The following is a 22,330-nucleotide window of genomic DNA, read 5'->3' as shown; positions in this document are numbered from 1 at the left end:
ACAATTTGCGCTTGAGGAATATACAGTACCTGCCAATTATAGATGTGTAAACATCTGGACGTCTAAATAACGAATTTCACAAGGGGCACACCATGACAATCCGTAATCACACTCTCGGTTTCCCTCGCGTTGGTCTGCGTCGCGAGCTGAAAAAAGCGCAGGAAAGCTACTGGGCGGGCAACCTCAGCCGTGAAGAATTGCTGGCAACGGGCCGCGAGCTGCGCGCACGTCACTGGGACCAGCAGAAAGACGCAGGCATTGACCTGCTGCCCGTGGGCGATTTCGCCTGGTACGACCATGTTCTGACCACCAGCCTGCTGATTGGCAACGTGCCGGCTCGTCATCAGAACAGCGATGGATCGGTAGATATCGACACCCTGTTCCGCATTGGCCGTGGCCGTGCGCCAACGGGTGAGCCAGCGGCAGCGGCGGAAATGACCAAATGGTTCAACACCAACTATCACTATATGGTGCCTGAGTTTGTGAAAGGTCAGCAGTTCAGGCTGACCTGGACCCAGCTTCTGGATGAAGTGGACGAAGCGCTGGCGCTGGGGCATCAGGTGAAACCTGTCCTGCTGGGGCCGGTGACGTACCTGTGGCTGGGCAAGGTAAAAGGCGAGTCGTTCGACCGCCTGAGCCTGCTGAACGACATTCTGCCGGTCTACAAACAGGTGCTGATTGAGCTGGGTAAGCGCGGTATTCAGTGGGTACAAATCGATGAGCCTGCGCTGGTACTGGAGCTGCCGCAGGCGTGGCTGGATGCCTTCAAGCCGGCATATGCCGCGCTTACCGGGCAGGTGAAGCTGCTCCTGACCACCTATTTTGAAGGCGTCACGCCGAACCTGAATACCATTACCGCGCTGCCGGTGCAGGGCCTGCACGTTGACCTGGTCCACGGCAAAGACGATGTGGCAGCGCTGCACAAACGCCTGCCGGAAGAGTGGCTATTATCCGCAGGCCTGATCAACGGTCGTAACGTCTGGCGCGCCGATCTGACCGAGAAATATGCACAAATTAAAGACATTGTCGGGAAACGTGAGCTGTGGGTCGCATCGTCCTGCTCGCTGTTGCACAGCCCCATCGACCTGAGCGTTGAAACCCGTCTGGATGCGGAGGTGAAAAGCTGGTTTGCCTTTGCCCTGCAGAAATGCCAGGAGCTGGCCCTGCTGCGCGACGCCCTTAACAGCGGCGACACGGCGGCGATTGCCGAATGGAGCGCCCCGATTCAGGCGCGTCGTCACTCATCCCGCGTTCACAACCCGGCGGTAGAGAAACGCCTGGCGGCCATTACCGCCCAGGACAGCCAGCGTCAGAGCGCCTATGAGGTGCGTGCTGAAGCCCAGCGTGCCCGCTTTAACCTGCCTGCCTGGCCAACCACCACTATCGGCTCGTTCCCGCAGACGACTGAAATCCGCGGTCTGCGTCTCGACTTCAAAAAGGGCAAGCTGGACGCCAGCCACTACCGCACCGGTATCGCTGAGCACATCAGGCAGGCGATTACCGAGCAGGAGCGTCTCGGCCTGGACGTGCTGGTTCACGGCGAAGCCGAGCGTAACGACATGGTGGAGTACTTCGGCGAGCATCTCGACGGCTTCGTCTTTACCCAGAACGGCTGGGTCCAGAGCTATGGCTCCCGCTGCGTGAAACCGCCGGTGGTGATCGGCGATATCAGCCGCCCGGAAGCGATCACCGTGGAGTGGGCGAAGTTTGCCCAGTCGCTGACCGACAAGCCGGTGAAAGGCATGCTGACCGGCCCGGTGACCATTCTTTGCTGGTCTTTCCCGCGTGAAGACGTTAGCCGCGAAACCATCGCGAAGCAAATCGCGCTGGCGCTGCGTGACGAAGTGGCGGACCTCGAGGCGGCGGGCATCGGCATCATCCAGATTGATGAACCGGCGCTGCGTGAAGGCCTGCCGCTGCGCCGCAGCGACTGGGACGCCTATCTGAAGTGGGGCGTGGAGGCATTTCGCATCAACGCTGCCGTGGCGAAGGACGACACGCAGATCCACACCCACATGTGTTACTGCGAGTTTAACGACATCATGGACGCTATCGCCGCGCTGGACGCCGACGTGATCACCATCGAGACCTCGCGCTCGGACATGGAGTTGCTGGAATCGTTCGAGGAGTTTGATTACCCGAATGAAATCGGGCCGGGCGTGTACGACATTCACTCGCCAAACGTGCCCAGCGTGGAGTGGATTGAGGCTCTGCTGAAGAAGGCCGCCCAGCGCATTCCGGCAGAGCGCCTGTGGGTGAACCCGGACTGCGGCCTGAAAACCCGCGGCTGGCCGGAAACCCGAAGCGCTCTGGCGAACATGGTGAAGGCGGCGCAGAACTTGCGTCAGGGGTAATATAATCGCCAACCCAAAATGTAGGCCCGGTAAGGCGTCGCCGCCACCGGGCTTTTGACTTTTACGCCTTCTTCCCGCCGTACTGGCTAAACCATGCCAGCATTCTCTGCCAGCCATCTTTGGCAGACTCCGCGTGATAGCTCGGACGATAATCGGCATTGAAGGCGTGTCCGGCATCCGGGTAAACCACGATCTCCGCCTTTGCGTTAGCCGCGCGAAGCGCATGGCGCATCGTGTCGACCGTATCCAGCGGAATACCGGTGTCCTGACCGCCGTACAGCCCCAACACAGGCGCGTTGAGATCGGTCGCGATATCAACAGGGTGCTTCGGCGAATTCAGCGTTTTTTCCCCAACCAGTTTACCGTACCAGGCCACGGCGGCTTTAAGCTGCGGATTGTGTGCGGCATACAGCCAGCTAATGCGCCCACCCCAGCAGAAGCCGGTGACCATCAGACGGTGCGGATCGCCGCCGTTGCGCGCCGCCCAGCTGGCGACGTGGTCGAGGTCGGCCAGCACCTGTGCATCCGGCACTTTGCTGACGAAATTACTGAACAGCGTCGGGATATCGCTGTAATCATTGGGATCGCCCTGGCGAAAATAGAGTTCTGGCGCAACGGCCAGATAACCCTCCAGCGCCAGGCGGCGGCAGAGGTCGCGAATGTGCTCGTGAACGCCAAAAATCTCCTGAACCACAATCACGATCGGCAGCGGACCCTCCGCCGATTCTGGCCGCGCGTGATAAGCAGGCATATTCTCTCCCTGCGTGGGAATCGAGGTTTCGCCAGCGGTAATCGCCTCTTCAGGCGTTGAGACGAGGGTGGAAGCATGAGGGGCCGCAGCAGGTGCAAAGCCGGTTTTTTCAGTCATGGCATTCTCCGTACCAATGAGTTAGCGCAAAGGTAAATATAGACACCAGGTTAACAATCCACAGTGCCTGATACGGTCTATCTTTTGTGCAGTGTCCCACGATATAACTTGTTAATGTGATGTAAATCACTATTTGACGGAAATTAACTGCAATCATTTTCATTCATGGTGAGATGTGTCACGAAATTCAGCGCTTTGCTTCTGTAAAGTACCTTTTTACTTCTTCTGACTAACCGACCCACAGAGGAGTCACCTATGTCTAAGTCTGATGTTTTTCATCTCGGCCTCACTAAAAACGATTTACAAGGGGCTACGCTGGCTATCGTCCCTGGCGATCCTGAGCGTGTGGAAAAGATCGCCGCGCTGATGGATAAGCCGGTTAAGCTGGCAGCCCATCGTGAATTTACCACCTGGCGCGCGGAGCTGGATGGCAAAGCGGTCATCGTCTGCTCTACCGGTATCGGTGGCCCGTCGACCTCTATCGCTGTTGAAGAACTCGCTCAGCTGGGCATTCGTACTTTCCTGCGTATCGGTACCACGGGCGCCATTCAGCCACACATCAACGTGGGTGACGTGCTGGTCACGACCGCATCCGTGCGTCTGGATGGTGCAAGCCTGCACTTTGCGCCGATGGAATTCCCGGCCGTCGCTGATTTTGAATGTACCACTGCGCTGGTGGACGCGGCGAAATCCATTGGTGCCACCACGCACGTGGGCGTCACCGCCTCTTCAGATACCTTCTATCCGGGCCAGGAGCGTTACGACACCTTCTCTGGCCGCGTGGTCAGCCGCTTTAAAGGCTCCATGGAAGAGTGGCAGTCAATGGGCGTGATGAACTACGAAATGGAGTCTGCAACCCTGCTGACCATGTGTGCCAGCCAGGGCCTGCGCGCCGGTATGGTGGCGGGCGTTATCGTTAACCGCACCCAGCAGGAGATCCCGAACGCTGAGACCATGAAGCAGACCGAAAGTCATGCGGTGAAAATCGTGGTTGAAGCGGCTCGCCGCCTGATCTAATCCTCTCTTCTGAGATAAAAGGCCGACACGTTCGGCCTTTTCTTTTTGCGTAGCGCCTCGCAGGAAAACCCTTTCAAACTGGACGTTTATACAGCACAATTCTATTTTATGCGGGAAATTCGTTGATGCAGGGGGCAGTGTGGATATCTCTATCCTGATTTATGCAGTGGTTGCGCTGGTGAGCGTGGGAGTAGGCTGGCTGATCGCCAGCTACCAGCACGCGCAGCAAAAGGCCGACCAGTTGGCAGAGCGTGAAGAGATGGTTGCCGAACTAAGCGCGGTAAAACAACAGCTTGCCCAAAGTGGTCACTGGCGCGACGAGTGCGAGCTGCTTAATAACGAAGTGCGCAATCTGCGTGATATCAACACCTCGCTGGAAGCCGATCTTCGCGAAGTGACTACCCGCCTTGAATCTACCCAACTGCACGCGGAAGACAAAATCCGCCAGATGATCAACAGCGAACAACGCCTGAGCGAGCAGTTTGAGAACCTCGCGAACCGCATTTTCGAGCACAGCAACCGCCGCGTTGATGAACAAAACCGCCAAAGCCTGAACAGCCTGCTGACGCCCCTGCGCGAACAGCTTGATGGCTTTCGCCGCCAGGTGCAGGACAGCTTTGGCATGGAGGCGCGAGAGCGCCACACCCTGGCCCATGAAATTCGTAACCTCCAGCAGCTGAATGCCCAGATGGCGCAGGAAGCCATCAACCTGACGCGCGCGCTGAAAGGCGATAACAAAGCGCAGGGCAACTGGGGCGAAGTGGTGCTAACCCGCGTGCTGGAAGCCTCTGGCCTGCGGGAAGGGCATGAATACGAGACGCAGGTCAGCATTGAAAACGATGCCCGCTCGCGCATGCAGCCGGATGTGATTGTCCGCCTGCCGCAGGGCAAGGACGTGGTGATTGATGCCAAAATGACGCTGGTAGCATATGAACGCTACTTCAACGCGGACGATGACTACACCCGCGAATCGGCGCTGCAGGAGCATATCGCGTCGGTGCGTAACCACATTCGTCTGCTGGGCCGCAAAGACTACCAGCAACTGCCGGGGCTGCGTTCGCTGGACTACGTGCTCATGTTTATCCCGGTCGAACCCGCGTTTCTGCTGGCGCTCGACAGACAGCCCGAACTGATAACGGAAGCGCTGAAAAATAACATTATGCTGGTCAGCCCTACCACGCTGCTGGTGGCCTTGCGCACCATTGCTAACCTGTGGCGCTACGAGCACCAGAGCCGCAATGCGCAGCAGATCGCCGACCGTGCCAGCAAGCTGTACGACAAAATGCGCCTGTTTGTAGACGACATGTCCTCCGTAGGGCAAAGCCTGGATCGCGCCCAGGATAATTACCGCCAGGCGATGAAAAAACTCGCCTCCGGTCGCGGCAATCTTCTGGCTCAGGCGGAGGCGTTCCGCAGCATGGGGGTGGAAGTGAAGCGCGAGATTAATCCGGAACTGGTTGAACAAGCCACGGCGCAGGACGAAGAATTTCGCCTGCGTGAAGGGGCTGGTGAACAAAAGACATCCAGCGAAGACAATGATTTAGCGGCGGGATTATCCGCAGATGAGCAGCCGACGCGTTTCTATCACGGTGGTTGAATCGTAGGGCAAATGCGCCCAATCTGTTACACTTCACAAACATTTTACTGATTAGCAGGCTCTGAGATGGTTGACGATTCACAAGACACAACGCACTTTGGCTTTCAGACTGTCGCCAAAGCGCAGAAAGCTGACATGGTGGCCCACGTATTTCATTCCGTGGCGGCGAAGTACGATGTGATGAATGACTTGATGTCATTCGGTATTCATCGCTTGTGGAAGCGCTTCACCATCGACTGTAGCGGCGTGCGTCGTGGTCAGACTGTACTGGATTTGGCAGGTGGTACGGGCGATTTAACGGCTAAATTCTCCCGTCTGGTGGGTGAAACCGGTCGCGTTGTGCTGGCAGATATCAACGACTCCATGTTGAAAATGGGGCGCGAGAAGCTGCGTAACATCGGGGTTGTCGGCAACGTCGAATACGTGCAGGCAAATGCCGAAGCGCTGCCGTTCCCGGACAACACCTTTGACTGTATCACTATCTCGTTTGGCCTGCGTAACGTCACCGATAAAGACAAAGCGCTGCGCTCTATGTACCGCGTGCTGAAGCCGGGCGGACGCCTGCTGGTGCTGGAGTTCTCCAAACCGATTATCGATCCGCTGAGCAAAGCTTACGACGCCTACTCCTTCCACGTTCTGCCACGCATTGGTGAGCTGGTGGCAAACGATGCAGAGAGCTACCGCTACCTTGCGGAATCTATTCGTATGCACCCCGATCAGGACACCCTGAAGGCGATGATGCAGGATGCAGGTCTCGAAAACGTAGAGTACTTCAACATGACGGCGGGCGTCGTCGCGCTGCATCGCGGTTACAAGTTCTGAGTGGAGGTCTTCTGTGCCCTTTAAACCCTTAGTCACTGCAGGCATTGAGAATGTACTGAACGCCTTTCTGTACCGTGCGCCTGCACTGAAAGCTGCGCGCCAGCGGTTGAACGGCAAGGTTCTGCGCATTGCGTTAAAAGAGTTCTCGACCCCGCTTGTGCTGGTATTCAGCGAACGCCAGCTTGACGTTCTGGGTGAGTGGGAAGGCGAGGCTGATTGCGCCGTCATCACGCACATGAGCGTGCTGCCAAAACTGCGCGATCGTCAGCAGCTCACGGCGCTGATCCGCAGCGGTGAGCTGGAGGTTGAAGGTGACATCCAGGTTGTGCAGAACTTCGTTGCGCTCAGCGATCTCGCCGAGTTTGACCCGGCAGAGTTGCTCGCGCCGTATATCGGCGACATTGCAGCCGAAGGGATCGGCAAAGCTATTCAGGGCGGAACGGCGATCCTGCGTAAAACGCTGCAACGACAGCAGCGCTATGCAGCGGAAGTGTTAACCGAAGAGTGGCGAATGGCACCGGGACCGCTGGAAGTGGCATGGTTTGCAGAAGAGACGGCGGCCGTAGAACGTGCGGTTGATGCATTAACCAAACGGCTGGAAAAACTGGAGGGCAAATGACGCCTGGTGAAATTCGGCGCCTCTACTTTATCGTTCAGACATTTTTGAGTTACGGGCTCGACGAGCTTATCCCCAAAATGCGTATCACGCTGCCGCTTCGTCTCTGGCGGCGAACGTTGTTCTGGATGCCCAATCGCCATAAAGACCAGGAGTTAGGTGAACGCCTGCGTCTGGCGTTACAGGAGCTTGGCCCGGTCTGGATTAAGTTCGGGCAGATGCTCTCGACCCGTCGCGATCTCTTCCCGCCACAAATTGCCGATCAGCTTGCGCTCCTGCAGGATCGCGTTGCGCCGTTTGACGGCGCACGGGCCAAAAAGCAGATTGAACAGGCGATGGGCAACATTCCTGTTGAAACCTGGTTTGATGATTTTGACATTCAGCCGCTTGCCTCGGCCTCTATCGCTCAGGTGCATACCGCGCGCCTGAAAGAGAACGGCAAAGAGGTGGTAATCAAGGTTATCCGCCCTGATATCCTGCCGATTATCAGAGCCGATATGAAGCTTATCTATCGCCTTGCGCGCTGGGTACCGCGTCTGCTGCCTGACGGACGTCGTCTACGTCCGCTGGAAGTGGTGCGTGAGTATGAAAAAACGTTGATTGATGAACTCAATCTGCTGCGTGAATCCGCGAACGCCATTCAGCTGCGCCGCAACTTTGAAGGCAGCCCGATGCTCTACGTGCCGGAGGTCTACTCAGACTATTGCAGCGAAGGCATGATGGTGATGGAGCGCATTTACGGCATTCCTGTTTCCGATGTGGCTGCGCTGGAAAAGCAGGGAACCAACATGAAGCTGCTGGCCGAGCGCGGGGTTCAGGTCTTCTTTACTCAGGTCTTCCGCGACAGCTTCTTCCATGCGGATATGCACCCGGGCAACATTTTTGTCAGCTACGAACACCCTGAAAACCCGAAATACATCGGTATCGACTGCGGTATTGTCGGCTCGCTGAACAAAGAAGATAAACGCTACCTCGCAGAGAACTTTATCGCGTTCTTTAATCGCGATTACCGCAAGGTGGCTGAACTGCACGTCGATTCCGGCTGGGTTCCGCCGGATACCAACGTCGAAGAATTTGAGTTTGCGATCCGTACGGTCTGTGAACCGATTTTTGAAAAACCGCTGTCGGAGATCTCTTTCGGCCACGTTTTACTCAATCTATTTAATACTGCGCGTCGCTTCAACATGGAAGTGCAGCCTCAATTAGTTTTACTTCAGAAAACACTACTTTACGTTGAGGGCGTAGGCCGCCAGCTCTATCCTCAGTTAGACTTGTGGAAAACGGCGAAGCCTTTCCTTGAATCGTGGATTAAAGATCAGGTCGGTATTCCGGCGCTGGTTCGCTCCTTAAAAGAGAAAGGACCGTTCTGGATTGAAAAAATGCCTGAAATTCCTGAACTGGTTTACGACAGTTTGCGTCAGAGCAAGAACCTTCAGCACAGCATGGATACAATCGCCCACGAGCTTAAAACCAGTCGTGCACGTCAGGGTCAGTCACGTTATCTCTTTGGGATAGGGGCGACACTGCTGCTAAGCGGCACGCTGCTGCTGATCAATCGTCCGGACTGGGAGATGATGCCCGCCTGGCTGATGGCCGCGGGCGTCGTGGTCTGGCTCGCTGGCTGGAGAAAAACGCGCTGAATTGGCATCGCTATCGACAGGTTGCATACGTATAATGCGATCTGGTTAATTAATCATCTATCACTGGGGAACACGTATGGGTGGTATCAGTATCTGGCAATTGTTAATCATTGCCGTCATCGTCGTACTGCTGTTTGGTACGAAGAAACTCGGTTCTATCGGTTCCGATCTGGGTGCATCTATCAAAGGCTTTAAGAAAGCCATGGGCGATGATGAAAGTAAGCAGGACAAAGCCAGCCAGGATGCGGACTTCACTGCTAAAACCATCGCTGATAAGCAAGATGAAGCCAAAAAGGAAGACGCTAAACGCCACGATAAAGAGCAGGTGTAATTCGTGTTCGATATTGGTTTTGGTGAGTTACTGCTGGTCTTCGTGATTGGCCTGATTGTACTGGGGCCGCAACGTTTACCCGTCGCGGTAAAAACCGTTGCGGGTTGGGTACGTGCGCTGCGATCGCTGGCTACGACAGTACAAAACGAGCTGGCACAGGAGCTTAAGCTTCAGGAATTTCAGGACAGCCTGAAAAAGGTTGAGAAGGCGAGCATGGACAACCTGACGCCGGAGCTGAAAGCCTCGATGGACGAACTGCGCGAAGCGGCGGAATCCATGAAGCGGTCTTACAGCATTAACGATCCTGAAAAGGCGAGCGATGAAGCTAACACCATCCATAACCCGGTGGTGAAAGGCAGCGAAGAACAGCGTGAGGGCGTAACGCCATCAAGCGCTGAGCATCAGGCCGCTGCGCCTGAGCAGACGCCGCAGGAATCCGAAGTGAAAAAACCGGTGCAGCCGGAAGAGCCCGTGGTAAAAGCGGCTGAAGCAAAGCCCGCTGCCCCCGTTTCCGAATCATCCCCTTCGTCGAGTGATAAAGCGTAAACATGGCAGTAGATGATACTCAACCGCTCATTGCGCACCTGATTGAGCTGCGTAAGCGCCTGTTAAACTGCATTATTGCGGTTTTCCTCATTTTCCTGTGCCTGGTCTATTTTGCTAATGACATCTATCAGGTGGTCTCCGCGCCGCTGATTAAGCAAATGCCGCTGGGTGCAACGATGATCGCAACGGACGTTGCGTCACCGTTCTTTACCCCGATTAAGCTGACATTCTGGGTGTCGCTGATTGCCTCTGCGCCGGTCATTCTGTATCAGGTCTGGGCGTTTGTAGCGCCTGCGCTGTACAGACACGAACGCAAGCTGGTGATCCCGCTGCTGGTGTCCAGTTCCCTGCTGTTCTATATCGGCATGGCGTTCGCCTATTTCGTGGTCTTCCCGCTGGCCTTTGGCTTCCTGACGCATACCGCGCCGGTGGGTGTTCAGGTGTCGACGGACATTGCCAGCTACCTCAGCTTCGTTATGGCGCTGTTCATGGCGTTTGGCGTGGCGTTTGAAGTGCCGGTAGCCATTGTGCTGCTCTGCTGGGTGGGCGTCACCACGCCTGAAGATCTGCGTAAAAAGCGCCCGTATATCCTGGTCGGGGCATTTGTTGTGGGCATGCTGCTGACGCCGCCGGACGTTTTTTCCCAAACGCTGTTGGCTATACCGATGTACTGCCTGTTTGAAGTCGGGGTGTTCTTCTCGCGCTTCTATGTGGGTAAAGGACGTCGGCAGAATGAAGAAGACGACGAGTCTGAACAGACCACAGAAGAATAAAACCAGCCGCCCGTCAGGGCGGTTGTCATATGGGGAAGCGCATGTTTGATATTGGACTCAATCTCACCAGCCCGCAGTTTGCCAAAGATGTCGACGACGTCGTCGCGCGCGCGTTTGCCGCAGGGGTAAAAGGCCTGTTGCTGACGGGAACCAACCTGCATGAGAGCGAGCAGGCGCAGCAGCTGGCGCAACGTTATGACCATTGCTGGTCAACGGCAGGGGTACACCCTCACGACAGCAGTCACTGGACGGATCGCAGCGCTGAAACGCTCCGTCAGTTGGCGATGACGCCTGAGGTGGTCGCCATCGGTGAGTGCGGTCTCGATTTTAATCGCAACTTTTCAACGCCTGATGAGCAGGAACGGGCCTTTACCGCCCAGCTTGCTCTGGCAGCCGAGCTGGAAATGCCGGTCTTTATGCATTGCCGCGACGCCCACGAACGTTTCCTCACGCTGCTGGAACCGTGGCTTGATAAGCTGCCTGGGGCCGTGTTGCACTGTTTTACCGGATCGCGACAGGAGGCACTTGAGTGCCTGCAGCGTGGGCTGTATTTGGGGATAACCGGCTGGGTTTGCGATGAGCGTCGTGGGCTTGAACTGCGTGACTTACTGCCCATTATTCCGGCTGACCGCCTGTTGGTTGAAACGGATGCGCCCTATTTACTGCCGCGCGATATAAAGCCCAAACCGGCATCTCGGCGTAACGAACCGGCCTGGCTGGGGCATATCGTTGAACGCGTGGCGCACTGGCGCGGGGACGATCCGCAGTGGCTGTCAGCGCAAACGGATGACAACGTTCGCCGCCTGTTTGGGGTAACGTTTTAAACTTTTCGAAAGTCAGTGTTTTTGACGCTTTGCAGCACCTGTTTATTCAGCAGGTTTAGCAGCAGCATGGAGCGGGCTTCCCCGTCCGGCTCAGAGAAGATGGCCTGAAGGCCCTCAAACGCGCCTTCGGTGATCACCACGCTATCGCCCGCATAGGGCGTTTCCGGGTCGGTTATTCCTTCCGGTTGCTGATAGACCGATAGCTGATGGATAACCGTTGAGGGGACCGTCGCGGGGCTGGCACCAAAACGCACAAAGTGGCTGACGCCGCGCGTGGCGCTGATGGTCGTGGTGTGGATGACTTCCGGGTCGAATTCGACGAACAGGTAGTTTGGGAACAAAGGTTCGCTGACGAGGGCGCGTTTGCCACGCTGCATTTTTTCAAGCGTGATCACGGGCGTCAGGCAGTTCACAGACTGACGTTCCAGATGTTCCTGCGCGCGTTGAAGTTGCCCGCGTTTGCAATACAGTAAATACCAGGCCTGCATAATCACTCTTTCCCTTTATTCGGGGCGCAAGCATACCAAAATCCAGGTGGGATCGCTAAGGTGATTATAATGGCCGGAAAGGAAGTAAGTCGCAGAAATTCACCCCAATTTAACAAAATTACAGCATCACGCAGGCTTACGCCGTATAATGAAGCGCTTACAGAGAGGCCATGACTAACTGCATGAAATACCACGATCTACGCGACTTCCTGGCACTGCTGGAAAAGCAGGGCGAACTCAAACGCATTACGCTTCCTGTCGATCCCTTTCTGGAAATGACAGAAATTGCCGACCGCACCCTGCGTGCCGGTGGTCCCGCTTTGTTGTTTGAAAATCCAAAAGGCTATGCCATGCCGGTGCTGTGCAACCTGTTCGGCACACCGCGTCGCGTGGCGATGGGGATGGGGCAAGAGGATGTCACGGCGCTGCGTGAAGTGGGCAAACTGCTGGCCTTTCTGAAAGAGCCTGAACCACCAAAAGGCTTCCGCGATTTATTCGACAAACTGCCGCAGTTTAAGCAGGTGTTGAACATGCCAACCAAACGCCTGCGCGGTGCGCCGTGCCAGCAGAAAGTGCTGGAAGGCGACGCGGTCGATCTGACAAAAATCCCGATTATGCAGTGCTGGCCCGAAGATGCCGCACCGCTCATTACCTGGGGCCTGACCGTAACGCGCGGCCCGCACAAAGAGCGCCAGAATCTCGGCATTTATCGCCAGCAGCGGATTGGAAAAAACAAACTCATCATGCGCTGGTTGTCCCATCGCGGTGGCGCACTGGACTTCCAGGAGTGGTGTGCAGCGCATCCCGGCGAGCGTTTCCCTGTTTCTGTCGCGCTGGGTGCTGACCCGGCGACGATCCTTGGGGCGGTCACACCCGTGCCGGATACGCTCTCCGAATACGCCTTTGCGGGACTTTTGCGCGGCACGAAAACCGAAGTGGTGAAGTGCATCTCTAATGACCTGGAAGTGCCGGCCAGCGCTGAGATTGTCCTCGAAGGTTACATTGAGCAGGGCGAGCTGGCACCGGAAGGGCCGTACGGCGACCACACGGGCTATTACAACGAAGTGGATAACTTCCCGGTGTTTACCGTAACGCACATTACCCAGCGTGACGATCCGATTTACCACTCGACCTACACCGGCCGTCCACCGGATGAACCGGCTGTGCTGGGCGTGGCGCTGAACGAAGTGTTTGTGCCGATCCTGCAAAAGCAGTTCCCGGAAATCGTTGATTTCTATCTGCCGCCGGAAGGGTGCTCATACCGCCTGGCCGTTGTGACCATCAAAAAGCAGTATGCCGGTCATGCTAAACGCGTGATGATGGGCGTATGGTCTTTCCTGCGCCAGTTTATGTATACCAAATTTGTGATTGTCTGCGATGATGACGTCAATGCCCGCGACTGGAATGACGTTATCTGGGCCATTACCACGCGTATGGATCCGGCGCGCGACACGGTGCTGGTGGAAAACACACCGATTGATTATCTGGATTTTGCCTCGCCGGTTTCCGGCCTTGGCTCAAAGATGGGACTGGATGCCACGAATAAATGGCCTGGCGAAACCGACCGTGAATGGGGTCGCCCGATCGAAAAAGATCCTGCCGTGACCGCGCGCATTGACGCGATCTGGGACGAGCTGGCCATAATGAGTAACGGTAAAACTGAATCTGACCGTTAAGCCCTATAGACTTCCCGACAGAGAGAGCGAATGACAACCTTAAGCTGTAAAGTGACTTCGGTAGATGCCATTACCGACACCGTATATCGCGTCCGTTTAACGCCTGAAGCGCCATTCTCTTTCCGCGCTGGTCAGTACTTAATGGTTGTGATGGATGAGCGCGATAAGCGTCCTTTCTCGATGGCTTCAACGCCTGCTGAGCAGGAATTTATTGAGCTGCATATCGGTGCGTCAGAGCTTAACCTGTATGCGATGGCGGTGATGGATCGCATTCTGAAGGAGCGTGAAATCGTCGTGGATATTCCACACGGTGAAGCCTGGTTGCGTGATGACGAAGAGCGTCCCCTGATCCTGATTGCCGGTGGCACCGGCTTCTCCTACGTGCGTTCGATTCTGCTGACCGCGCTGGCGCGCAACCCGAATCGTGATATTACGATTTACTGGGGAGGCCGTGAAGAGAAGCATCTGTACGATCTGTCTGAACTGGAAGCGCTGAGCGTAACCCATCCGAACCTGCGCATTGAGCCGGTTGTTGAGCAGCCGGAAGAGGGCTGGCGTGGACGCAACGGGACGGTGTTAACGGCGGTACTGCAGGATTACGGTACGCTGGCGGGGCACGATATCTATATTGCCGGCCGTTTCGAAATGGCGAAAATTGCCCGTGACCTGTTCTGCAATGAACGCGATGCGCGTGAGGACCGTCTCTTCGGCGATGCGTTTGCGTTCATTTAAATAAAAAAACCCGCCCCTGACAGGCGGGAAGAACGGCAACTAAACTGTCTCTCTTCGCCAATGACGCCATAACTGCGTTGGCTGCGCTCGTTCACCCGAATCACTTACTTGAGTAAGCTCATCGGGATTCGCTCGCTTGCCGCCTTGTTCTGACGCCATTGGCTTTGAGATACTTTTCCTGATTTACACTCTTTCAAATACCGTCGCGATACCCTGACCCAGCCCGATACACATTGTTGCCAGGCCAAACTGGGCATCTTTGCGTTCCATCAGGTTAATCAGCGTGGTGCTGATACGCGCGCCGGAACAGCCCAGCGGGTGACCAAGGGCGATCGCCCCGCCGTTGAGGTTAATTTTCTCGTCGATCTGCTCCATCAGCCCCAGATCTTTAATGCACGGCAGGATCTGCGCGGCGAAGGCTTCGTTCATCTCAAAGAGATCGATATCGCTGGCGGTTAAACCGGCTTTTTTCAGCGCCAGCGTTGAGGCCGGAACCGGGCCGTAACCCATAATCGACGGGTCGCAGCCGACAACCGCCATCGAACGCACTCGGGCGCGTGGCGTCAGGCCCAGCTCGCGGGCGCGGCTTTCGCTCATCACCAGCATCGCGGCTGCACCGTCGGAAAGCGCAGACGAGGTGCCTGCGGTCACCGTGCCGGTGACCGGATCAAAGGCCGGACGCAGCGTGGAGAGTCCTTCGACGGTCGTCTCCGGGCGGATCACTTCGTCCCAGGTAAACTGCTTCAGCACGCCGTCGGCATCATGACCGCCAGTGGGAATGATCTCGTTCTTAAACGCGCCGGACTGCGTGGCGGCCCAGGCACGGGCGTGAGAGCGCGCGGCAAAGGCATCCTGCATTTCACGGCTGATACCGTGCAGGCGTGAGAGCATCTCGGCTGTCAGCCCCATCATACCTGCGGCTTTCGCGACGTTGCGGCTCATGCCCGGATGGAAATCGACACCGTGGCTCATGGGTACGTGGCCCATATGTTCCACGCCGCCGACCAGGCACGCCTGCGCATCACCGGTCATGATCATGCGGGCCGCGTCGTGCAGCGCCTGCATTGACGAGCCGCACAGGCGGTTGACGGTGACGGCCGGAACCGAATGCGGGATCTCCGCCAGCAGCGACGCGTTACGGGCGATATTGAAGCCCTGCTCCAGCGTTTGCTGCACGCAGCCCCAGTAGATATCGTCCAGCGCAGCAGGATCCAGCGCCGGGTTGCGCGCCAGCAGGCTGCGCATCAGGTGTGCGGAGAGGTCTTCCGCGCGTACGTTGCGAAAGGCTCCGCCCTTGGAACGGCCCATCGGGGTACGAATTGCATCAACAATGACAACCTTTTCCATTGTGACTCCTTAAGCCGTTTTCAGCTCGCCAACCGGACGGGCGGGCTCAACTGCGGGATAGTAGGGTTCGTTATGGTGCGCTTTGTTACGCAGACCTTCCGGCACGTCATAGAGCGGGCCGAGGTGCTGGTACTGCTGCGCCATATCGAGATATTTTGCGCTGCCGAGCGTGTCCAGCCAGCGGAACGCGCCGCCGTGGAACGGTGGGAAGCCAAGGCCATAGACCAGTGCCATATCCGCTTCGGCCGGGCTGGCGATAATGCCTTCTTCCAGGCAACGCACCACTTCGTTAATCATCGGAATCATCATCCGGGCAATGATTTCCTCGTCGGTAAAGTCGCGTTTTGGCTGACTGACGTCGGACAACAGGCCATCCACTGCCGGATCTTCTTCTTTCTTCGGCTTGCCCTTGCTGTCTTCTTTATAGCGCCAGAAGCCCAGGCCGTTTTTCTGACCAAAACGGTTGGCGTCAAACAGCGCGTCAATCGCGTCGCGGTAATCTTTCTGCATACGCTGCGGGAAGCCCGCCGCCATCACCGCCTGCGCGTGATGTGCGGTATCAATCCCGACCACGTCCAGCAGGTATGCCGGGCCCATTGGCCAGCCGAATTGTTTTTCCATCACTTTATCGACTTTGCGGAAGTCTGCGCCGTCGCGCAGCAGCTGGCTGAAGCCGGCGAAGTACGGGAACAGCACGCGGTTGACGAAGAAGCCCGGACAATCATTCACCACGATCGGCGTTTTGCCCATTTTGCTGGCCCACGCCACCACTTTGGCGATGGTCTCGTCAGAGGTTTTTTCACCGCGGATCACTTCGACCAGCGGCATACGGTGCACCGGGTTGAAGAAGTGCATGCCGCAGAAGTTTTCCGGGCGCTTTAATACGCTTGCCAGTTCGCTAATCGGAATGGTGGAGGTGTTCGAGGCCAGAACGGTGTCCGGGCGAACCTTATCTTCGGTCTCGGCCAGTACCGCTTTTTTGACCTTCGGATTCTCAACGACCGCTTCCACTACCACGTCCACGCGATCGAAACCGCTGTATTCCAGCGTGGGCTGGATCGTGGAGATCACGCTGGACAGCTTCAGGCCGTCAATCTTGCCGCGCTCCAGCTGTTTGTTGAGCAGTTTGGCCGCTTCGGTCATGCCCAGCGTAAGGGATTTATCGCTGATATCCTTCATCACCACCGGCACACCTTTCCATGCCGACTGATAAGCAATACCGCCGCCCATAATGCCTGCGCCGAGCACCGCCGCGTGTTTTGGCGTCTCAACGTGTTTGGTCAACTGTTTGGCTTTACCCTTCACGAACTGATCGTTCAGGAAAATGCCAACCAATGCGCGGGCCTCATTAGTGTGCGCCAGCGGGACAAAGCTTTGGTTTTCAAGCTTCAGGGCTTCATCACGTCCCAGGCGGGTTGCCGCCTCGATGGTTTTCACCGCGGTGATCGGCGCCGGATAGTGTTTACCCGCCGTTTGCATCACCATGCCTTTGGCGATGGTGAAGCTCATGGTCGCTTCAATTTTGCTGAGCTTTAACGGCTCGAGCTTCGGCTGGCGTTTGGCTTTCCAGTCGAGATCGCCATTGATTGCCTGACGCAGAATCGCAACAGAACCCTCAATCAGTTTTTCCTGCTTAACGACGCCGTCCACCAGGCCGATTTTCAGCGCCTGCTCCGCGCCAACGTCTTTACCGGCGGCAATGATCTCCAGCGCGCTGTCGGCACCGAGCATGCGTGGCATACGCACGGAACCGCCAAAGCCCGGCATGATGCCCAGTTTGGTTTCCGGTAAGCCGATGCGCAGGTCTGGCGTGGCCAGACGATAATCGGTGGCCAGCACGCACTCGCAGCCGCCGCCCAGCGCATAGCCGTTAACGGCGGAGATCGTCGGAACCGGTAAATCTTCCAGACGATTAAAGACGCTGTTGGCAAAGTGCAGCCACTGGCTCAGCTGTTCTTCCGGAACGAGGAACAGCGAGAGGAATTCGGTGATATCCGCACCGACAATAAAGGCCGCTTTATTTGAGCGCAGCAGCAGCCCTTTTAAATCAGGTTGTTTTTCAAGCACGTCCAGCGCCTGGCCAAGGCTGGCCACCGTCGCGGTATCGAGCTTGTTGACTGAGCCGGGGGCATCGAACACCAGTTCGGCAATGCCATCTTCCAGCCAGTTGAGGTACAGGGTGTCGCCTTTGTAGAGCATGTCAGTCTCCTGAATCCAGCATGTGGATCTGGTCGTACCAGATGAGACGGAGTGTGGGATTTATGTTAATAAAATGCAAATTACTCATTAAGAAATTGCTGCATTGATCACGGTCGGTGGAAATCACGCAGTGAGGGAGAGGTGTGCTAAGATGCGATGACTTGAGGTCAATAAAACGAAAGGAAGAATGATGGACTCACTGGCTTCGCTTTATAAAAATCATATCGTTACCCTACAGGAACGTACCCGCGATGTGCTGGCGCGCTTTAAGCTGGACGCGCTGCTGATTCACTCCGGTGAGCTGATGAACACGTTTCTCGACGATCATGCTTATCCCTTCAAAGTTAATCCGCAGTTTAAAGCCTGGGTGCCAGTAACACAGGTTCCCAACTGCTGGCTGCTGGTGGATGGCGTGAACAAGCCGAAACTGTGGTTCTACCTGCCGGTGGACTACTGGCACAACGTTGAACCGCTGCCGACGTCCTTTTGGACGGAAGAAATTGATGTGATTGCGCTGCCGAAAGCCGACGGCATTGGCAGCCAGTTGCCCGCTGCGCGCGGCAATATCGCCTATATCGGCCCTGTTGCGGAGCGCGCGCTGGGTCTGGATATTCCGGCAGATAAACTCAACCCGAAAGGGGTGCTGGATTACCTGCACTATAACCGCGCTTATAAAACCGATTACGAACTGTACTGCATGCGCCAGGCGCAAAAAACGGCCGTTACCGGCCACCGTGCGGCGCATGAAGCCTTCCTGTCCGGCATGAGCGAGTTCGATATCAACCAGGCCTACCTGACCGCCACCGGTCATCGTGATACCGATGTCCCTTACAGCAACATTGTGGCGCTGAACGAGCATGCCTCTGTACTGCACTACACCAAACTGGATCACCATGTACCGTCTGAGATGCGCAGCTTCCTGCTGGATGCGGGCGCGGAGTACAACGGCTACGCGGCTGACCTGACCCGTACCTGGGCGGCGAATGCGGATACGGACTTTGCGCACCTCATTAAAGACGTTAACGATGAACAGCTGGCGCTTATCAGCACCATGAAAGCGGGCACCAGCTACGTGGATTACCACATCCAGTTCCATCAGCGCATCGCCAAACTGCTGCGTAAGCATCAGATTGTAAAAGACATGAGCGAAGAGGCGATGGTCGAGAACGATCTGACCGGGCCATTCATGCCGCACGGTATTGGTCACCCGCTGGGTCTGCAGGTTCATGATGTCGCGGGCTTTATGCAGGATGATACCGGCACGCATCTGGCCGCACCGTCAAAATATCCTTTCCTGCGTTGCACCCGCATTCTTGAGCCACGCATGGTGCTGACCATTGAGCCGGGGATCTACTTTATCGAATCCCTGCTGGCACCGTGGCGCGAAGGGCAGTTCAGCAAGCACTTCAACTGGGAAAAAATTGAGGCGCTTAAACCGTTTGGCGGTATCCGTATCGAAGACAACGTGGTCATCCACGAAAACGGTACCGAGAACATGACGCGAGATCTGAAGCTGGCCTGATGGAAAGCTGGCTGATACCGGCTGAACCGGTCACCTGTGTTGAGGAAATCAAGAAAAGCCGTTTTATCACGCTGCTTGCCCATACCGAGGGCGTGGAGGCGGCCAAGGCGTTTGTCGAGTCCGTTCGCGCGCAGCATCCTGACGCACGTCACCACTGCGTGGCGTGGGTAGCGGGGCCGCCAAACGACTCGCAGCAGCTGGGGTTTTCAGACGACGGTGAACCGGCGGGTACGGCCGGTAAGCCCATGCTCTCGCAGCTGATGGGCAGCGGCGTGGGCGAGATCACCGCCGTGGTGGTTCGCTACTACGGCGGGATTTTATTAGGCACGGGTGGGCTGGTGAAAGCCTACGGTGGCGGCGTCCAGCAGGCGCTGAATCTGCTGATAACCACCCGCAAAACGCCACTGACCGAATATACTCTGTTATGTGACTACGCCCAGCTGTCGGGCATTGACGCGCTGCTCAGGCAGTTTAACGGTGCGATAGTCCACAGCGCTTACCAGGCGATGGTGCAACTGCGTGTGGCGCTTCCACAGGCGGAACTGGCTGCTTTTTCAGCGAAACTCGCTGATTTTAGTCGCGGCGCGTTGCAATTGCTGCCGATTGAAGAATAATCCCCACCTTACTTTTAATACCAAAGGAAGCGGCAGAGATGCATTTTCGTGCCATTACCCGAATCGTTGGACTGCTGGTCATACTCTTTTCCGGGACGATGATCCTCCCTGGACTGGTGGCGCTTCTTTACAGAGACGGTGCGGGTCGCGCGTTTACCCAGACCTTCTTTGTTGCGCTGGCGATCGGTTCGCTGCTATGGTGGCCAAACCGCCGTGAAAAAGGGGAACTGAAATCGCGCGAGGGGTTCCTGATTGTCGTGCTGTTCTGGACGGTGCTGGGCAGCGTCGGTTCGCTGCCCTTTATCTTCTCTGAACAGCCCAACCTGAGCATCACGGATGCCTTTTTTGAATCCTTCTCCGGCTTAACGACTACCGGGGCGACCACGCTGGTAGGGCTGGATTCGTTACCCCACGCAATCCTCTTTTATCGTCAGATGCTCCAGTGGTTCGGCGGTATGGGGATCATCGTCCTGGCGGTAGCTATTTTGCCTATTCTGGGCGTCGGCGGGATGCAGCTCTATCGTGCTGAAATGCCAGGCCCGCTAAAAGATAACAAAATGCGGCCACGTATTGCCGAGACGGCGAAAACCCTGTGGCTTATCTACGTTTTGCTGACGGTGGCCTGTGCGCTGGCGCTGTGGTTTGCCGGTATGCCCGCATTTGATGCCATCGGACACAGCTTTGCGACCATCGCTATCGGCGGATTTTCAACGCACGACGCCAGCGTGGGCTACTTTGACAGCCCAACGATTAACACCATTATTGCCATCTTTTTACTGATCTCCGGCTGTAACTATGGCCTGCACTTCTCTTTACTGAGCGGGCGTAGCCTGAAAGTGTACTGGCGTGACCCGGAGTTCCGCATGTTTATTGGCGTGCAGTTAACGCTGGTCATTATCTGTACCCTGGTCCTGTGGTTCCACGACGTTTATACCTCGGCGGTCACAACGCTAAACCAGGCGTTCTTCCAGGTGGTGTCGATGGCGACGACCGCCGGTTTTACAACGGACAGCATTGCGCGCTGGCCGTTGTTCCTGCCGGTCCTGCTGCTTTGCTCCGCGTTTATTGGGGGCTGTGCCGGGTCAACGGGCGGGGGGCTGAAGGTGATTCGAATTCTGCTGTTATTCAAGCAGGGAAACCGTGAGCTGAAACGTCTGGTCCACCCGAACGCGGTCTACAGTATCAAGCTGGGAAACCGCGCACTGCCTGAACGTATTCTCGAAGCCGTGTGGGGGTTCTTCTCCGCCTATGCGCTGGTCTTTATCGTCAGTATGCTGGCTATTATTGCTACCGGCGTTGATGATTTCTCGGCGTTTGCTTCTGTTGTGGCTACGCTTAATAACCTTGGGCCTGGGCTGGGCGTGGTGGCGGATAACTTTGCCAGCATGAACCCGGTCGCGAAGTGGATCTTGATTGCCAACATGCTGTTTGGTCGTCTTGAGGTCTTTACGCTGCTGGTTCTGTTTACCCCAACATTCTGGCGCGAGTAAGGAGTCGTCGGTGAAAACACTTATTCTTTTCTCAACGCGAGACGGGCAAACGCGTGAGATTGCCTCTTATCTTGCTTCTGAATTAAAAGAGCAGGGCATTTACTCGGACGTGGTGAACCTGAACCGTGCCGAACAGATTGCCTGGCAGGATTACGATCGCGTAGTGATTGGCGCGTCTATTCGTTATGGTCATTTCCATCCTGCACTGGACCGTTTCGTGAAGAAACACCTGGCTGCGCTCAGTCGGCTGCCTGGCGCGTTCTATTCGGTCAACCTGGTCGCCCGTAAAGCTGAAAAGCGTACGCCGCAGACAAACAGCTATACGCGTAAGTTTTTGCTGAACTCGCCATGGCAACCCGATCTGTGCGCTGTCTTCGCCGGGGCGCTGCGCTACCCGCATTATCGCTGGTATGACCGGATGATGATCCGCCTGATTATGAAAATGACCGGCGGTGAAACCGATACGCGTAAAGAAGTGGTATATACCGACTGGCTGCAGGTGGCCGGTTTTGCCCGGGAAATCGCACAGTTAACAAGCGATTCGCGGGTAAATTAAGCGTGAAGTTTGAAAAGTGAGCGAACGACAATTTTTTTGTATTTTATGCTTGTCACTTCAGAATAACTCCCTATAATGCGCCTCCACTGACACGGAACAACGGCACACACGCCGCCGGGTCAGCAGAGAAAAGCGAAATTAAAGCTTGACTCTGAGGCGGGAAAGCGTAATATGCACACCCCGCGCCGCTGAGAAAAGCGAAGCGGCACTGCTCTTTAACAATTTATCAGACAATCTGTGTGGGCACTCAAAGTGACATGGATTCTTAACGTCGCAAGACGAAAAATGAATACCAAGTCTCTGAGTGAACATACGTAA

The 22,330-nt window shown here is 56.1% G+C and carries 20 protein-coding genes; 16 read left to right on the top strand and 4 right to left on the bottom strand.

What is annotated here, in order from left to right; all coding sequences use genetic code 11:
• Positions 1 to 92 precede the first annotated feature (92 nt).
• Complete coding sequence (metE, locus tag FFS28_RS20420; RefSeq protein ID WP_137903827.1) at positions 93 to 2,354, top strand: 5-methyltetrahydropteroyltriglutamate--homocysteine S-methyltransferase; 2,262 nt, start codon at positions 93 to 95, stop codon at positions 2,352 to 2,354.
• Positions 2,355 to 2,415: 61 nt separating this feature from the next.
• Here metE and FFS28_RS20415 read toward each other — a convergent pair whose 3' ends face one another.
• A complete protein-coding gene (locus FFS28_RS20415; protein ID WP_137903826.1) occupies positions 2,416 to 3,222 on the bottom strand; it encodes a dienelactone hydrolase family protein in 807 nt (268 codons plus the stop codon).
• A gap of 255 nt (positions 3,223 to 3,477) precedes the next feature.
• On the opposite strand from FFS28_RS20415, the gene udp reads away from it, so the two are divergent.
• The 9 genes from udp (at position 3,478) to tatD (ending at position 11,388) form a co-directional block, all read left to right on the top strand.
• Positions 3,478 to 4,239, top strand: a complete 762-nt coding sequence (gene udp, locus FFS28_RS20410) for a uridine phosphorylase (RefSeq protein WP_006179273.1) — start codon at positions 3,478 to 3,480, stop codon at positions 4,237 to 4,239.
• A 139-nt stretch (positions 4,240 to 4,378) separates the two neighbouring features.
• Positions 4,379 to 5,836: a DNA recombination protein RmuC gene (gene rmuC / locus FFS28_RS20405; protein WP_058610822.1), complete on the top strand. Its 1,458-nt coding sequence runs from the start codon at positions 4,379 to 4,381 to the stop codon at positions 5,834 to 5,836.
• 66 nt (positions 5,837 to 5,902) lie between these two features.
• Entirely contained in the window at positions 5,903 to 6,658 is a 756-nt protein-coding gene (gene ubiE, locus FFS28_RS20400; RefSeq protein WP_006179275.1) for a bifunctional demethylmenaquinone methyltransferase/2-methoxy-6-polyprenyl-1,4-benzoquinol methylase UbiE, read from the top strand.
• 13 nt (positions 6,659 to 6,671) lie between these two features.
• Entirely contained in the window at positions 6,672 to 7,277 is a 606-nt protein-coding gene (ubiJ, locus tag FFS28_RS20395) for a ubiquinone biosynthesis protein UbiJ (RefSeq protein WP_058610821.1), read from the top strand.
• Positions 7,274 to 8,914, top strand: a complete 1,641-nt coding sequence (gene ubiB / locus FFS28_RS20390; protein ID WP_137903825.1) for a ubiquinone biosynthesis regulatory protein kinase UbiB — start codon at positions 7,274 to 7,276, stop codon at positions 8,912 to 8,914. The genes ubiJ and ubiB overlap by 4 nt, the downstream gene beginning before the upstream one ends.
• A 76-nt stretch (positions 8,915 to 8,990) precedes the next feature.
• A complete protein-coding gene (gene tatA / locus FFS28_RS20385; RefSeq protein ID WP_006179278.1) occupies positions 8,991 to 9,245 on the top strand; it encodes a Sec-independent protein translocase subunit TatA in 255 nt (84 codons plus the stop codon).
• A 3-nt stretch (positions 9,246 to 9,248) separates the two neighbouring features.
• Entirely contained in the window at positions 9,249 to 9,791 is a 543-nt protein-coding gene (gene tatB / locus FFS28_RS20380) for a Sec-independent protein translocase protein TatB (protein WP_006179279.1), read from the top strand.
• Between the two features lie 2 nt (positions 9,792 to 9,793).
• On the top strand, positions 9,794 to 10,564 hold the full coding sequence (gene tatC, locus FFS28_RS20375) for a Sec-independent protein translocase subunit TatC (protein WP_006179280.1): 771 nt from the start codon (positions 9,794 to 9,796) through the stop codon (positions 10,562 to 10,564).
• A gap of 41 nt (positions 10,565 to 10,605) precedes the next feature.
• Positions 10,606 to 11,388, top strand: coding sequence for a 3'-5' ssDNA/RNA exonuclease TatD (tatD, locus tag FFS28_RS20370; protein ID WP_137903824.1), 783 nt, complete (start codon positions 10,606 to 10,608; stop codon positions 11,386 to 11,388).
• On the opposite strand, the gene rfaH is transcribed toward tatD, so the two are convergent.
• Positions 11,385 to 11,876, bottom strand: coding sequence for a transcription/translation regulatory transformer protein RfaH (gene rfaH / locus FFS28_RS20365; RefSeq protein ID WP_006179282.1), 492 nt, complete (start codon positions 11,874 to 11,876; stop codon positions 11,385 to 11,387). The two genes, tatD and rfaH, sit on opposite strands and share 4 nt — an antisense overlap.
• Before the next feature lie 170 nt (positions 11,877 to 12,046).
• Between rfaH and ubiD the strand changes: the two genes are divergently transcribed.
• Both ubiD and fre read left to right on the top strand, forming a co-directional pair.
• Positions 12,047 to 13,552, top strand: coding sequence for a 4-hydroxy-3-polyprenylbenzoate decarboxylase (gene ubiD, locus FFS28_RS20360; RefSeq protein ID WP_137903823.1), 1,506 nt, complete (start codon positions 12,047 to 12,049; stop codon positions 13,550 to 13,552).
• Between the two features lie 30 nt (positions 13,553 to 13,582).
• Positions 13,583 to 14,284: an NAD(P)H-flavin reductase gene (gene fre, locus FFS28_RS20355; RefSeq protein WP_058610818.1), complete on the top strand. Its 702-nt coding sequence runs from the start codon at positions 13,583 to 13,585 to the stop codon at positions 14,282 to 14,284.
• A 183-nt stretch (positions 14,285 to 14,467) separates the two neighbouring features.
• On the opposite strand, the gene fadA is transcribed toward fre, so the two are convergent.
• Together fadA and fadB are read right to left on the bottom strand one after the other, a co-directional pair.
• A complete protein-coding gene (gene fadA, locus FFS28_RS20350) occupies positions 14,468 to 15,631 on the bottom strand; it encodes an acetyl-CoA C-acyltransferase FadA (RefSeq protein WP_006179285.1) in 1,164 nt (387 codons plus the stop codon).
• Between the two features lie 9 nt (positions 15,632 to 15,640).
• Positions 15,641 to 17,830 carry a fatty acid oxidation complex subunit alpha FadB gene (gene fadB / locus FFS28_RS20345; RefSeq protein ID WP_137903822.1) on the bottom strand — a complete coding sequence of 730 codons (2,190 nt, stop codon included), beginning with the start codon at positions 17,828 to 17,830 and terminating at the stop codon, positions 15,641 to 15,643.
• A gap of 190 nt (positions 17,831 to 18,020) precedes the next feature.
• Here fadB and pepQ point away from each other — a divergent pair, with 190 nt between their 5' ends.
• Genes pepQ through hemG form a run of 4 tightly spaced genes read left to right on the top strand, consistent with a single transcriptional unit; the run spans position 18,021 to position 22,012 of the window.
• Positions 18,021 to 19,352, top strand: coding sequence for a Xaa-Pro dipeptidase (pepQ, locus tag FFS28_RS20340; RefSeq protein ID WP_042322756.1), 1,332 nt, complete (start codon positions 18,021 to 18,023; stop codon positions 19,350 to 19,352).
• Entirely contained in the window at positions 19,352 to 19,966 is a 615-nt protein-coding gene (locus tag FFS28_RS20335; protein WP_137903821.1) for an IMPACT family protein, read from the top strand. Before pepQ ends, FFS28_RS20335 begins: the two co-directional genes overlap by 1 nt.
• 38 nt (positions 19,967 to 20,004) lie before the next feature.
• Positions 20,005 to 21,456, top strand: a complete 1,452-nt coding sequence (trkH, locus tag FFS28_RS20330) for a Trk system potassium transporter TrkH (RefSeq protein ID WP_006179290.1) — start codon at positions 20,005 to 20,007, stop codon at positions 21,454 to 21,456.
• A 10-nt stretch (positions 21,457 to 21,466) separates the two neighbouring features.
• On the top strand, positions 21,467 to 22,012 hold the full coding sequence (gene hemG, locus FFS28_RS20325; RefSeq protein ID WP_137903820.1) for a menaquinone-dependent protoporphyrinogen IX dehydrogenase: 546 nt from the start codon (positions 21,467 to 21,469) through the stop codon (positions 22,010 to 22,012).
• The last annotated feature ends 318 nt before the right edge of the window (positions 22,013 to 22,330 follow it).

It is taken from the genome of Enterobacter sp. 2VL (assembly GCF_005503595.1).
Taxonomy (GTDB): Bacteria; Pseudomonadota; Gammaproteobacteria; order Enterobacterales; family Enterobacteriaceae; genus Enterobacter; species Enterobacter cancerogenus.
This window is presented reverse-complemented; position numbering and strand designations above follow the sequence as displayed.

Coding starts and splice junctions, on each gene's coding strand:
- fadB (WP_137903822.1), bottom strand. CDS start 17,830: ATGCTCTACAAAGGCGACACCCTGTACCTCAACTGGCTGGAAGATGGC.
- fre (WP_058610818.1), top strand. CDS start 13,583: ATGACAACCTTAAGCTGTAAAGTGACTTCGGTAGATGCCATTACCGAC.
- tatA (WP_006179278.1), top strand. CDS start 8,991: ATGGGTGGTATCAGTATCTGGCAATTGTTAATCATTGCCGTCATCGTC.
- tatC (WP_006179280.1), top strand. CDS start 9,794: ATGGCAGTAGATGATACTCAACCGCTCATTGCGCACCTGATTGAGCTG.
- udp (WP_006179273.1), top strand. CDS start 3,478: ATGTCTAAGTCTGATGTTTTTCATCTCGGCCTCACTAAAAACGATTTA.
- ubiB (WP_137903825.1), top strand. CDS start 7,274: ATGACGCCTGGTGAAATTCGGCGCCTCTACTTTATCGTTCAGACATTT.
- ubiE (WP_006179275.1), top strand. CDS start 5,903: ATGGTTGACGATTCACAAGACACAACGCACTTTGGCTTTCAGACTGTC.
- FFS28_RS20415 (WP_137903826.1), bottom strand. CDS start 3,222: ATGACTGAAAAAACCGGCTTTGCACCTGCTGCGGCCCCTCATGCTTCC.
- fadA (WP_006179285.1), bottom strand. CDS start 15,631: ATGGAAAAGGTTGTCATTGTTGATGCAATTCGTACCCCGATGGGCCGT.
- tatD (WP_137903824.1), top strand. CDS start 10,606: ATGTTTGATATTGGACTCAATCTCACCAGCCCGCAGTTTGCCAAAGAT.
- ubiD (WP_137903823.1), top strand. CDS start 12,047: ATGACTAACTGCATGAAATACCACGATCTACGCGACTTCCTGGCACTG.
- metE (WP_137903827.1), top strand. CDS start 93: ATGACAATCCGTAATCACACTCTCGGTTTCCCTCGCGTTGGTCTGCGT.
- trkH (WP_006179290.1), top strand. CDS start 20,005: ATGCATTTTCGTGCCATTACCCGAATCGTTGGACTGCTGGTCATACTC.
- rfaH (WP_006179282.1), bottom strand. CDS start 11,876: ATGCAGGCCTGGTATTTACTGTATTGCAAACGCGGGCAACTTCAACGC.
- FFS28_RS20335 (WP_137903821.1), top strand. CDS start 19,352: ATGGAAAGCTGGCTGATACCGGCTGAACCGGTCACCTGTGTTGAGGAA.
- pepQ (WP_042322756.1), top strand. CDS start 18,021: ATGGACTCACTGGCTTCGCTTTATAAAAATCATATCGTTACCCTACAG.